Raw genomic sequence first — 13411 nt, 5'->3', positions numbered from 1 at the left:
AGGGAAGCAGGAAGCATGGCGAACGTCCGTCTGGTCGACGTGAAGAAGGCGTTCGGCGCCGTAGAGGTGCTGAAGGGCGTCGATCTGGAAATCGCCGACGGCGAGTTCATCGTCTTCGTCGGCCCATCAGGCTGCGGCAAGTCCACCCTGCTGCGCACCATCGCGGGTCTGGAAGAGGCGACGACAGGCCAGATCTTCATTGGCGACCGCGTGGTCAACGACCTGTCGCCGTCGGACCGGGGCATCGCCATGGTGTTCCAGTCTTATGCGCTTTATCCGCACATGACGGCCTATGAGAACATGGCCTTCGGCCTGAAGCTGGCCAAGACGGACAAGGGCGAGATCGACCGCCGCGTCCGCGCCGCCGCCGAGGCGCTGAGCATCACCGACTATCTGGACCGCAAGCCCAAGGCCATGTCGGGCGGCCAGCGCCAGCGCGTCGCCATCGGCCGCGCCATCGTGCGCGAGCCCGAGGTCTTCCTGTTCGACGAACCCCTGTCCAACTTGGACGCGGCCCTGCGGGTGCGGATGCGCTACGAGTTCGCGCGGCTGCACGCCGAACTGAAGACCACCATGATCTACGTCACCCACGACCAGGTCGAGGCCATGACCCTGGCCGACCGGATCGTGGTGCTGAACGGCGGCCGGATCGAACAGGTCGGGGCCCCGATGGACCTGTACGACCATCCCGCTAACCTGTTCGTCGCCGGCTTCATCGGCAGCCCGAAGATGAATCTGCTGAGCGCCGAGATCGTGGAAGCCTCGGCTGCTGGCGCGACGGTGAAGACATCCGCAGGCGAGACAATCCGGGTCGCCGTGGACGCCGCAGCCGCCAAGCCCGGCGACGGCGTGACCCTGGGCGTCCGCCCCGAACACCTGACCACGACCGGCGACGGCAACGTACTGAACGCCGAGGTCATGTTCGTGGAAACTCTGGGCGCGACGACCATGGCGCACCTGAAGCATCCGGCGTCCGAAGACACATTGACGGTTCAGCTGTCGGGCGAACTCCGCGCCAAAGCCGGCGAGCGGCTGACGCTGCACGTGCCCGCCCGACAGGCGCACCTGTTCGACGCGAACGGCAAAGCGTTTCAGCGCCTCTGATCACCCTCTCCCATGGGGAGAAGGCTGGAGCGCACGAGTGCGTTAGCGATCGTCCTTGCGCGAAAGGGTGAGGGGTCAGCGCAGCTCCACCCGCCTCGCACCCGCCGGAATGATCAGTTCGTCGCCTGCCCACGTCGCCGCGCGGCCGTCGATCCGCACCCGCTCCGGCCGCCCCTGCCCCGCCGGCCATTGCAACACGAACCCACCCGGCGGCGTCGCCCCGTCGCCCAGGGTCAGCACATATCCCTGCCGTTCCTTGCGATAGCCATAGGTCAGCGGGCCATAGGCGGTGCGCAGATCCCGCACCCCAACGCCCTCATCCGTATCCAGCCAGGCCTCCGGCACGCCCGCCGCCAGCACCAGGGCATGGTCGCGATCCCGCTCATAGGCGAACAGGTCAAGCGCCGAACGGATATAGTCCGAACTGATCCAGGCGTGCGGCATGTCGCCGATAAAGCGCGGCTCGCGCTTCTCGCGCCCCACGACCTCGGCCCAGCCGTTCCAGGCCTCGGGCCGGCGGTCGGCCATCAGGAAGTCCAGCACTTCCAGCGCCTGATCCTTCTGGCCCAGCCGCACGAAGGCGCCGACCAGCCGCCATTCGTAGGGGGTATAGTCCTTCCACGCCGTGTGATTGGTCAACCGCTTCTGGAAGTTTTCCCAATACCGGTGGAAGGTTCGCGCCATCAGCTCGGGCGGCAGATTATCCTGCTCGCCCGCCGGCGACAGGGCGATGGTGGTCGAGGTGGCGTCGAAATCGCCCCGGTCGGCCGCGCCCGCGATCCAGTCGATGTCGTGATGCTGGGCCGTCGCGACGATGGAGGCGCGGATGTCGGCGGAGAACTGATCGCGCGCCTGCGCATAGCGCGCGGCGGCGTCCGCATAGCCAAGAGTCTCGGCGATGAAGACCGCGTCCTTGTAGCCCAGCAGCCCCCAGAAATCGTCCCAATACGAATAGGCCGCCTTGTCCGAATAGCCCTCGTGGCTGATCGTCGGCGGCAGCAGGCCGTACAGGTGGCGCTGGTCCGGCGTCTGGAACGCCGCCGTCCGGGTCGAGGCGCGCAACTCGTCCATATAGGCGATGGCCTTCTGCACCTGAGGCCAGACCTGACGCAGCAGGGCCTCGTCTTTGGTGTAGCGGTAGGTCTCGGCGGCCAGGAAGACGAACTCGCCGTGGCTGTCGTTCTCGGGCACAGGGTCGGCTCCACGCGCATCGACGCAACACGGCACCTTACCGTTGTCGAAGACATAGGGAGCGTACCAACGCAGATAGTCGGCCGAATGCTCGGCCATCCCCAGCCGGTTCAGGCCCTCGGCCATCATGGCCCCGTCACGGATCCAGGAACGGTTGTAGCTGCGGGTGCCGGGCTGAAGGATCGGCCCCTGACGCGACATCAGCATATGAGCCAGGGAGGATTTCAACGCGTCCTCGATCCGTTGGGCGGCGGGCGGCAGGGTCAGCTCGACCCGGTCCAGCTTTTCACGCCATTCGGCGGCCAGCCGTGTCTCCACCGTGTCCAGAACCGCAGCCGCCTGTCCCATCGGCTCGGGCGCCAAATCCTCGCCGGACAGTTGCGAGACCCAACCCACCGTGCGGGTCTCGCCGGGCTGCAAGGTCACATCATAGGTCAAGGCGCCGGCGGCCAGACCTGTGGCGTCGGTCGTCGTCATGACCTCGGCAGCCGGCCGTTGCACGGACGGCAGGATCAGGGATTGCGGATCGCTGCCGGCGTCGAAGGTCGCCAACGCCACACGGTCGGGCGTCGTCAGCGGCTGCACACGAGCCGTGTCGTTCAGCCTCAGTTCCGCGCCGTTCCAGGCGATGGTCTCGACCGAGCTGACGCCCCCGGGAATGGCCAGGAACTGACGCGGCGCATTCACCTGCATCGGTCGCGCGGCCAAGGCCAGTGTCAGGGAGCGCGGCCGGCTGGAGGTGTTGGTCAGGTCGTAACGCCCCCACAGCTGCGCCTGATCGGCCTGGCCGTCGGCGAAACTGGTGATCTTCAGCGTCCAATCGTCGGCGGTCCAGGTCACCGACGGAATCGGCAGATCGCCGTCCTTCAGCCCCTGTTCGATACTGACGTCGGCCCAGGTGATCAGCCGCCCGTTGTCGACCACGAAGGGTTCGATACTGGGTCCGGCGCGGCGTAGTTCGATGGCGCCGTCCTCGCCGATCAGGCCGCTCTCCCCGCCCCCATCGACCCCGACCAGGGTCCAGTAGGATTGCTCGCCGGAGAAGCCGCGCGGATAGAGGCCGCGCCGATTTTCCTTGGCCACCGCCTCGACGAAGACCGTGGCGTCAGCGCCGAAGGCCAGCGGTTCGACCTCGATCTCGTTCAAGGCATAGGTCGTCGCCTGGGTCGCGCCCAGCCGCTGGCCCGCGCCGGAAGAACCAACCACGTCCGGCGCCGGAACGGGCCGCAGCGGCTCCAGCTTCAGCCAACGCGCCGTCGCCTCGGGCGTGCGCAACCAATCGACACCGCCGTTGCCGCCCTGGACCGCAACCAGTTCACGCCAGTCTCGTCCGTCGGTCGAGGCCGAAACCCGATAATCCGCCGCCGCGCCCCGCTCGCCCCAGCGCAGGGTCAGGCCGCCGAATTCGCGCTCATAACCCAGGTCCAGCGTCAGGGCTGACGCCTCACCCACCGGCGGGGTCCAGGCGGTTTTCGGATCGAGATCGACGGCGTTGGCGGCGGTCGTTTGCGCCCGCCCATCGCTAGCGACCGGCTGAGGCGGGACCGGCGGATCCACCGGCAGGGCGCGCAGGGTCAATTGATCGATCTCGATCGCACCCTTGCCGCCGTCAGCCGCGACCACGACGAACTCGACCCGCTCAGCGCGGCGCAGGATGGTTTCGGGGCTGGGCCCCCAGGCCTTGGACACCTGGCGGCGCTTGATCACGAACCGGGTCCAGCCGTCGGGGAAGTCATAGCGCGCGGTCTGCTTCCACCAGACATTGTCCGCCGAGGCGTCCGTCAGCTTGACCTCGAAGGTGTTGGTCGGCCCGGCGCCGCGCACCCAGAAACTGATCTCGTAGTTGTCGGGCAGGTCGAACGGCAGCGGCCGACCGAGCACCGCATAACCGGCCTTGCCGTCGAAATCGTAATCGAGCCGCACCGCCCGTCTATCATGCCCGGCGACGGCGGACACGGCGGCGTGAACGTCGGTCGAGGCGCTGGCCTCCCACCGCGCCGCGTCGTCCATGCTGTCGAGCACGCGCGTCTCCTGCGCGACGGCGGGCGCGGCCATCAAGGCGGCGCTGAGCGCCAGGATGGAGGTCAGGATACGCATTCGGATTACTCCAATGAGCCTCTCCCCCCATCGTCATCCTAGGCCTTGTGCCTAGGATCCAGAGACTCCGTCGAAACGGGGGACGCACGTCCGCCACCGGGAGTCTGGATCCTCGCCACAAGGGCGAGGATGACGATTATTGAGGGGTAGGTCGTTTCAGATTCAGCCCTTCACGCTGCCCGCGAGCATGCCGCGGATGTAGTAGCGTTGCAGGGCGAGGAAGAGGATCAGCACGGGCGCGACCGTGACGACGGCGCCGGCCATCATCAGTTCGATATCCTGCACATGCTCGCGCGACAGGGCCGCCAGAGCCACCGGCAGGGTGTAGTTCGACTGGTCCGTCAGGATGATCAACGGCCAAAGGAAGTCATTCCAGCTGCCCAGGAAGACGAACAGGCCCAGGGTGACGATGATCGGCTGCAGCGTCGGCAGAACGATGCGGCGGAAGATCTGCCCTTCGCTGGCGCCGTCGATCCGGGCGGCCTCCAGCATCTCGTCGGGAATGCTCAGCGCATACTGGCGCACCAGGAACAGGCCGAAGATTGAGGCCAGCCATGGCACCAGCGCCCCGGCATAGGTGTTCACCAGCCCCATCCCCTTCAGCATCAAAAACAGCGGCAGGGTGCCGATCTGGGCCGGCACCACAAGGGCGGCGACCAGGAACTGGAACAACCGCTCGCGCCCGGCGAATTTCAGTTTGGCGAAGGCGTATCCGGCCGGGACGGTGAAGCTGAGCGCCAGGATCGTCGCCAGTGTCGCCAGGGCGAAGCTGTTCCACAGATACCGCCCCATGCCCTGGTTCAGGAACAGGTCGCGGTAGTGCTCCAGCGTCCAATGTGACGGCAGCAGCGGCGGCGGGAAGACGGCCGCCTCGCCGGTCGCCATGAAGCTGACCGACACCATCCAGACCAGCGGGAACAGAACGACCAAGGCGATGAGAGCGACGGCGAGGTTGAGGAAGACGGATCGCAGTTTCACAGCCCTTCCTCACTTCCCGTCATCCTAGGGCTTGTCCCTAGGATCCAGACTCCCTGTGTTCGACGGGATTGCAGACTGCGGACGCACCGGGAGTCTGGATCCTCGCCACAAGGGCGAGGATGACGGTCTTTAGAGGACATTTTCACTGATACGCCCCCACGCGCTTCGCCACCGCCAACTGGACCAGGGTAATCGCCAGGATGCACAGGAACAGGACGAAGGCGACCGCGCTGGCGGAACCCAGGTTCCACCATTTGAAGCCCTCTTCATACATGAAGTAGAGCACCGTCACCGTGCTCTGGGCCGGGCCGCCCTGCGTCATCACATAGGGTTCGGCGAACAGCTGGAAGAAGCTGGCGACCGAGATGATCGAGACCAGCAGCATCGTCGGTGCGATGGCCGGCAGGGTCACATGGCGGAACTGCTTCCACGGCCCGGCGCCGTCGATGCGGGCGGCCTCATAGAGGTCGTCCGGCACGGTCTGAAGCACCGCCAGGAAGATCAGCATATTGTAGCCGAAGATCTTCCAGACCACGAACATCAGGATGGCGGGGATCGAGGTCGAGGGGTCGCCCAACCAATCCACAGCGGGCAGGCCGATGCTCGTTAGCCCCCAGTTGATGACCCCATAGCGGGTGTGCAGCAGATAGCGCCACACCACCGCCGTCGCGACCAGGGTGGTGACATAGGGGGCGAAGAACATCACCCGCCAGATCGGCCGCCACTTCACAACCCGCGCGTTCAGGATCACCGCCGCCGCCAAGGACGCGGCGATGGACAAGGGCACGCCGAGAACCGCGAACGTAAGGGTGTTCTTCATCGCCCCCCAGAACAGGGGATTGGTTAGCAGCCGCTCATAATTCTGCAGGCCGACGAAACGCAGATTGTCCAGGTTCGCCAAAGCGTAGATGTCGAAGTCGGTCAGGCTGAGCAGCAGGGCCGCGATCACCGGAATGGCGAAGAACAGGCCGATGGCGATCATCGCCGGGGCGACGAAGGCCCAGGCGGCGCGTTCGCGTGCGCCGCGTCCCCGCGACGGCCTGACCTTCGCGAGAGTGGGATCGACGACGGTCATACGGCCCTGCCTTGTTCGATCATCCAGCGGCGCTTTTCCAGCAGCCGGTCGGCGCGGCGGTCGATCTCGGCGGCAGCGGTCTCAGGGCTGTATTCGCCGCGTACCATCCGTTCGGCGACGATCTGCATCTCCGTCACGATCCGTTCCCATTCCGGCACCTTGGGCACCGCCTTGGCGCGCGACAGCTGCCCCCGGAAGGGCGCCAACATCGGATCGCGCTCGACCCCGGCGATGTCCCAGGCGCTCTGGCGCGCGGGCAGGTCGCCGACGATGGTGTTGAACCGGGCCTGCACCGCCGGTTCTGACAGATAGCGGACCAGGGCCCAGGCCGCGTCCTGATGCGGCGAGGACTTGAACACCGCCAGGCTGGATCCGCCCGGAGCCGAGGCGCCCAGGCCGTTCGGCCCCGGCACGCCGGTCGTGGCCCAGTTCGGCTGGAAAGACGCGGGCAGCTTGTCCCGGAAATCGCCCACGCTCCACGGGCCGGAGAAGTAGAAGCTGAAATACCCCTTGGCGAACTCCGTCCACACGTTGGAAATCTGCGTCGCCGAGGCCAGGGGCGCCAGCCCTTCCGCAAACAGGCTGCGATAGAAGGCCAGGGCCGCAACGAAGCCGGGGCTGGAGAAGTTTCCCCGCGTATCCCGATCACGCAGCAGCGGCGCGTCGATCTGAAGCCCGAAGGTCAGAAGCTGCTCAAACTCGTTCAGCGGCAGCAGGATGGCGAAGTTCCCCTCGCCCGCCACGCGCTTGATCCCATGCATGGCCCGCTTCCACTCGGCCCAGTCCTCGGGCGGGGCGCCGAACCCGGCTCGCGCCAGCAGGTCCTTGCGATAGAACAGCAGCCGGGTGTCCACATACCAGGGCGTGGTCATGGCCCGGCCGGCGATCTCGTTCGTCTCCAGCACCGCCGGAAACTGATCGGTCAGCAGGTTCGCCGCCTCGGGCGGGGTCGGCGACAGGGCGCCGATGGCGCTCAGTTCCGCCACCCAGGTATTGCCGATCTGGCTGACGTCCGGCAGCGACGCCCCGGCATAGGCGGTCAGCAGTTTCTCGTGCGCCGCCGTCCACGGCAGGGGCTGGACCGAGACCCGAACCCCCGGATTGCGCCGCTCGAACTCGGGCATCAGTTGCCCGACGGTCCCGCCCTCATTGCCCATGGCCCAGAAGCGCAACACAGTCTCGCCCGACCGACGCGGGGTGCAGGCCGCAGCCGCACCTCCCACCATCAGGGCCAAGGCGGCGCGCCTATGGGCGGTCTGCGTCATGCGTTCAGCCATCCGCCGGTGAAGCCCGAAATCTCAAGCCCGCGACGGATATTGGGCTCGCCGCGCATATAGCGCCAGACGAAGTCGGACCTGTGGTTCTCGGTCATGATGACGATCGGCCCCTGGTCGATGCCCAGATAGTCGCCGTCCACCCAGCCGACGCCGTCCACGATCTTGCCGTGCTGCAACGGCCCGTCGCGCACCGTCAGGGTGGGGTTGAAGCTGTCGAGGAAACCCCACTCGGTATAGATGCCCGCCCCGTATTTCTGCTTCATCGCCTTGACGCAGGGCACGACGATCTCGGGCGCGAAGGCGATGGAGCTGGCCGCCGCCGTAGGGGCGATGGTGCCGTCGTCGCGCTCTCCCGGCCCGCGCGCGGAATAGCTGAAGAACTCGCGTTCCTTGCCGTCGATCACCTGTTTGAAGTCGCCCGGCCCGTCGCAGGCCGTCAGGCCCCAGACCTCGGACGAATAGCCCGCCCAGCCCGCGACATTGTCGTGGGCGTATTTCTGCTGGGCATAGACGGCGCGGCGGCTGTTCTCGAAATAGTCCAGTTGCTCGCCCAGTTGGGCCGACTGCCCCCGCATCCAGGCGTCCTGAATGCCGCGGAAGTCGATGAACATATGGCTGTACTGATGCCCAAAGATGGGCGCGAAGTTCAGGTGCCAGCTGCCCCAGCGGTCAGTCCAGCTCTCGTCGTAGCTGGCGGCCCATTCGTGCCAGACATTGACCGACACCGGATGGGTCGGGCTGCCCACGGCCAGCAGCAGCACCAGCATGCCTTCGTTATAGACGTGCCAGTCCGAGGGAATGAAGCCACTCTCGGGATGCCAGCCCATTGTGATGCGGTTGTCGCGGATCACGGCCCACGGCCACTCGATCCGCTCATAGATGGCCTGGGCCTTCTGACGGATTTCCGCCTCGTCGGCATGGCGGCCGTCGAAATAGCGGGCGGCGAACAACATGCCGCCGATCAGCAGGGCCGTATCGACCGTGGACAGCTCGTTCTGCGCGAACCGCAGCCCGGTCTGCATGTCCAGGAAATGATAGAAGAAGCCCTTGTGGCCCGCCGTGCCGGTCGCTTCCGGCCCCTGCGGCAAGTCATGGAAGAATCGCAGCGTGGTCAGCGTCCGCTCGCGCGCCTCGGCCCGGCTCATCCAGCCGCGCTCCACGCCCACCGGCCAGCAGGTCAGGGCAAACCCGACCGCCGCCACCGAACAGAAGGACGGCGTCGGCCAGCGATCCGGTGTCAGGCCCGTGCGCCGATCCGTCACCTTCTCGAACCAACGGAACGTGCGTTCCTGAAGCTCGGCGATCTCGCGATCCAGCCTCAAGGGCCGCCGCTCCGTCCCATTCACCGCCCCCGTCACCGCCGAATTCACCGCCTGCTGCGCCGAGGCCATTACGGGAAAGCCGACGGCCAAAGCCGCAGCGCCTGTGGTGGTCCGCATCAGGAAGTTTCGGCGATTCATGGGCACGCTCACTGGGTCTGTATCGAAAAAGAAAGGCCGCCTTCCGACAAGCGAAAGGCGGCCCAGGCTCAGGGTCTTAGAAGGAGTAGCGCAGGCCGACCTGGAAGCTACGGGTCGGCAGGAAGACTCCGGTTCCCGCGCCGTAGCGTGGGCTGTTGAAGCCGGTGTCGAACGCGTTGAAGTTGGTGAAGTTGAAGATGTTGATCGCGTCGGCGATGAACTCGACCCGCTGTCCGCCGAAGACGTCGAAGCCCTTGGTGAGGCGCAGATCGACTTGGCGATAGGCGAAGTTCAGGCCCGGCAGGAAGGCGCGTTTTTCAGGATTGCCGGCGTTGAAGCAGATGTTGGGGCCGCCGGCCGGTGCGTTCGGGCAGTCGTTGATGTTGTAAGGCAGACCCGAACCCAGGGTGACGATGCCCGACAGCAGGAAGTCGGCGGGCAGGCCCAGGGTGCCGGACGCCACGACGCGGTGACGCTCGTCCGTGGACGACCGGTACTCAGGCGACAGTTCCGGCGTGTTGTAGTCGAAGTCGAACGCGCCGTAGCCGTTGTCGCGGCTGCCGTTCTGTGTCGCGTCCATATAGGTGTAGGCGAGATTGAAGCCCCAGCGATCTTCGGCGTTGTAGGGCTTGTCGGCCGTGAAATAGATCGCCTTGTAGTCCCGTTCCTTGTCCGTGTTCTGGAAGAAGATGGTGTTGCGGAACTGCGCGAAGCCGACCGATCCCGGCGTCGGGCCGTTGAACCGACCGCCAGTTTCCGTCAGGGCGTTGGCGATATACCAGGCGGATTCACCCTCGGTGTGACCGGCGGCCAAGGTCAGAGCCGTCTGCCAGCGCCCGAACTTTTGACGCACGCCGATGTTGAACTGGTCCGTGCGGGGCGGCTCGAAGTCGTTCTTGACCAGGAAGACCTCGCCGGCGCCGGGGCTGGCCGCCAACAGAGGGTCGAGACCGGCGGGTGTGAGATATGACGCATTCCAAGCGACTGTATTGGTGAAGATCGGATTGCCCGCTCCATCCGATCCCGTTTGGATCGGCGTGCCATTTCGCGTAAAGTAAACGGTCTTGTTGAACTGGAATGGCTTGAAGCGTTCATCAAACGCAAAGTTGAAGCCGACCCGATCATAATAACGACCGGCCCCACCGAAGATAACCGTCCGCTCGTCCCCAAACACGTCATACGAGAAGCCGAAGCGCGGCTGGAACGCGCCCTTAAATGCCTTGCGATCACCGTCTGAAACATAGTCAGCGGGGTTGAAGTATGATGGGAAATCATACCCCGGAAGATTTTGGATCGCCGCCAGCATATTTCGGATCGAGTCCGGCGTGCGGTAATCGTTGTTCACCGCATTATCCTCATAATCCCAGCGAATTCCGAGGTTTATCTCAAGCTTGTCTGTGATCTGCCAGTCATCCTGAATATACAGGCCAATGACATTGTTATCGACGTCCGCTGGCGGAACAGCCACTCCGAGATCCACGGCGACGGGGATTTCTCGACTTCCGTTGATTTCGGGCCTTGCTTCGATGTCATACGTGAAGGTCGGGTTGCGTCCGAAATCCTTCTGCACAAAATAGTTTTGCATCGAATACTTTGCACCCATCTTGATGGTGTGCGTACCCATCCACGCCAGATCTGGAATGGTCAGGTCGTTGCGAATGGTCGTGCTTTTTTGTTCCAGGAACTGTGCATCGGCCCGCCCGCCAGCAGTGAACACGGTCGAGTTGCGATTGTTAACATTATATTGGAAACCAAGGCTGGCCGGATTACTCGCGACGTCAGGGATATTATCGTTGAATATCACATAGCTTCTGCCGTAGTCGCCGCCATTGATCACCGACTGCTGATAGCTCGACTTGAGATAGTCGATCGCGAACTCGTTCAGGAAATGTTGACCCTGGAACTGGTGCCGCAGGTTGAAGGCTTGGGTCTCGCCATTGTTGCGGGCGGCGCGGCTGGGGGCGTTCTGGCCGCTGGCGCCGCGAATGTCCTCTTCCGTCTTGTATTCGGTGCTGAACTCCAGACGTTGACGGTCGTCGATCTGCCACGACAGCTTGCCGAAGAAGACGTCCTGCTCGTAGGGCGTCGAAACCGTGCCCAGGTCCGCCGCGAAGAAGTCGTTGTATTCGGTGCGGTTCAGGAAGGATTGGGCGATCCGGTCTTCATCCTTGCGCTCGTAGGCGCCGAAGAAGTGCAGGCGGTCCTGGATGATCGGTCCACCCAGGCTGGCGCCGTACTGCAGGCGACGCACCGGGGCCTTCTCGGCGCCGCGGCGCTCGGAAATCTGATCTTGGGCGACCCAATCCGGGTCTTGGTAGAAGACGAAGGCGTCGCCGTGGAACTCGTTGGTGCCCGAGCGGGTGACGGCGGTGACGATCGCCGAACCAGCCTGTTCATACTCGGCCTTGAAGTTCTGGCTGATGACCCGGAACTCCTGCACCGCGCCCTGCGGGAAGGGCGTGCCGCGGCTGTCGTCCTGACCGGCGACGCCGCCGTCGCTGATCAGCGACTTGCGGTTCTGACCATCGATGAAGACGTTGATCGCCTGGGCGGTCTGGCCGCCGGCGGAGATCGTGCGCTCGCTGTCGTCCTCGGTCACGCGCAGGCCCGGAGCCAAAGCGGCGAAATTCAGGAAGTTGCGGCTGATCTGCGGCAGGTTGTTGATCTGCTGCTGCGTCACATTGGTGGCGACTTCGGGCGTGCGAACCTCGAAGACGCGACGGCCGGTGACGACGATCTCGCCCAGTTCGGTCGCGCCATCAGCAGCTGCGCCGGTCGCGGCGGTCGAGGCGACATCAAGGTTCAGCGTGCCGACCTGACCCAACGAAAGGGTGACGGTCTCTTGCGCCGTCTGACCGTCTGCGCTGGTCACCTGCACCCGATAGGTGCCGGGACGCAGGCCCGAAAGAACATAACGGCCGTCTGCGCCGACGCGCGAACGGGTCGCGTAGCCGGTGGAGACTTCGGTAGCGACGACCGTCGCACCGGCTTCTACGGTCTGGCCGTCATAGACCGCGCCACGCAGCGTCGTCGTTGCGTTCTGTGCCTGGGCGGCGCCGACGAACGCCATGCTGATGGCGATAGCCGATGCGGCGGCCAGGGCGGCCTTACGCGTGTTGAACTGGTTCATCCTGAGCTCTCCCCTCCTGATGGGATCGGTTTTCAGCGACATGGCTGGCCTACCCTTTGTTGAACCTGGCGGACGATGCCGCCGCGGTGGATTGGCGTTCGACCAAGATCGGCCGAACGATTTCGCAAGCGGTGTCCGGGGTCTCGGCGTTCTGGCCGGCCTGGACGAGACCGATCAGGCGTTCGACACCTCGACGGCCGATTTCCGCGATATTGACGCGCATGGTGGTCAGCGCGGGCCGCATCAGGGCGGCGATCGGCACGTCGTCGAAGCCGACGACGGCGATATCTTCCGGGCAGCGCACGCCGGCTTCCTGAAAGGCCAACAGGGCGCCAACGGCCATCATGTCGTTGGCCGCGAAGACGGCGTCGGGACGCTCCGCCATGGCCAGCAGCTGGGTCGCGGCGCGGTGGCCCGAGGCCTGGGAAAAGTCACCCTCGACGATGATCGGGTCATGGCCGTCCAGCGCCGCAGAATAGCCGGCCGCGCGCGTGTCGGCCTCGATGTTGCCAGCGGCGCCGCGGATGTGGGCGATGCGACGACGTCCCGTGGCGATCAGGTGTTCGACGGCGCAGACGGCGCCGCCGTGGTTGTCGATCATGATGGCGGCGCGTCCCGCCTCGGCCGTGCCGCCGTTCATCAGCAGCACGGGCATGCGGCCAGCGAACTCGGACGCCAGGTTCGCCGCGCCGAGATGTGGCGACAGCACGATCATGCCGTCTACCCGTCCCCGCATCGACCGAACGGCCGCCAGGGTGTCGTCGGCGCCGTCATGCGAGCTGGAGACGATCAGGTGTTTGCCATGGGCGCGGGCGGCCAAGTCCATGCCCCGGATCAGCTCCGAGAAGAACTCGCCGAACAGGTCGGGCAGGATGACGCCGATGGTGTCGTTCTTGCTGGTCGACAGGCTGCGGGCGCCGAAGTGCGGCACGTAACGCAGGTGCTCGACGGCATCTAGAACGCGCTGGCGCGTTGCGTCGGAGGTCACGCCCAAGCCGTTCAGCACGCGGGAGACGGACGCCACCGACACCTGGGCGCGTTCGGCCACGTCGCGCATGGTGGCGGCCTTTGCGAAAGGCGAACCCTCATGCGTCGCAGA

The 13411-nt window shown here is 65.3% G+C and carries 8 protein-coding genes; 1 reads left to right on the top strand and 7 read right to left on the bottom strand.

Annotated features, from left to right (window positions below; genetic code table 11):
* Positions 1–15 precede the first annotated feature (15 nt).
* A complete protein-coding gene (locus tag CHRYSEO8AT_RS12840) occupies positions 16–1104 on the top strand; it encodes an ABC transporter ATP-binding protein (protein ID WP_159850617.1) in 1089 nt (362 codons plus the stop codon).
* A 75-nt stretch (positions 1105–1179) separates the two neighbouring features.
* On the opposite strand, the gene CHRYSEO8AT_RS12835 is transcribed toward CHRYSEO8AT_RS12840, so the two are convergent.
* From CHRYSEO8AT_RS12835 to CHRYSEO8AT_RS12805, 7 genes are all read right to left on the bottom strand, one after another.
* On the bottom strand, positions 1180–4392 hold the full coding sequence (locus CHRYSEO8AT_RS12835) for a discoidin domain-containing protein (protein WP_159850615.1): 3213 nt from the start codon (positions 4390–4392) through the stop codon (positions 1180–1182).
* Between the two features lie 162 nt (positions 4393–4554).
* Positions 4555–5370 (bottom strand): carbohydrate ABC transporter permease, encoded by an 816-nt coding sequence (locus CHRYSEO8AT_RS12830; RefSeq protein ID WP_159850613.1) that lies wholly within the window; start codon positions 5368–5370, stop codon positions 4555–4557.
* A 142-nt stretch (positions 5371–5512) separates the two neighbouring features.
* Positions 5513–6445 (bottom strand): carbohydrate ABC transporter permease, encoded by a 933-nt coding sequence (locus CHRYSEO8AT_RS12825; protein WP_236547534.1) that lies wholly within the window; start codon positions 6443–6445, stop codon positions 5513–5515.
* Positions 6442–7710, bottom strand: a complete 1269-nt coding sequence (locus CHRYSEO8AT_RS12820) for a sugar ABC transporter substrate-binding protein (protein ID WP_159850611.1) — start codon at positions 7708–7710, stop codon at positions 6442–6444. Before CHRYSEO8AT_RS12820 ends, CHRYSEO8AT_RS12825 begins: the two co-directional genes overlap by 4 nt.
* On the bottom strand, positions 7707–9182 hold the full coding sequence (locus tag CHRYSEO8AT_RS12815; protein WP_159850609.1) for a glucoamylase family protein: 1476 nt from the start codon (positions 9180–9182) through the stop codon (positions 7707–7709). Before CHRYSEO8AT_RS12815 ends, CHRYSEO8AT_RS12820 begins: the two co-directional genes overlap by 4 nt.
* A 76-nt stretch (positions 9183–9258) precedes the next feature.
* Positions 9259–12312 (bottom strand): TonB-dependent receptor, encoded by a 3054-nt coding sequence (locus CHRYSEO8AT_RS12810; RefSeq protein ID WP_159850607.1) that lies wholly within the window; start codon positions 12310–12312, stop codon positions 9259–9261.
* A 49-nt stretch (positions 12313–12361) separates the two neighbouring features.
* Positions 12362–13369: a LacI family DNA-binding transcriptional regulator gene (locus tag CHRYSEO8AT_RS12805; RefSeq protein ID WP_159850605.1), complete on the bottom strand. Its 1008-nt coding sequence runs from the start codon at positions 13367–13369 to the stop codon at positions 12362–12364.
* Positions 13370–13411: the final 42 nt, after the last annotated feature.

Source organism: Brevundimonas sp. G8, assembly GCF_902506205.1.
Taxonomy (GTDB): domain Bacteria; phylum Pseudomonadota; class Alphaproteobacteria; order Caulobacterales; family Caulobacteraceae; genus Brevundimonas.
Note: the sequence above shows the minus strand (reverse complement) of the source record. Positions and strands in the feature narration are given on the sequence as shown.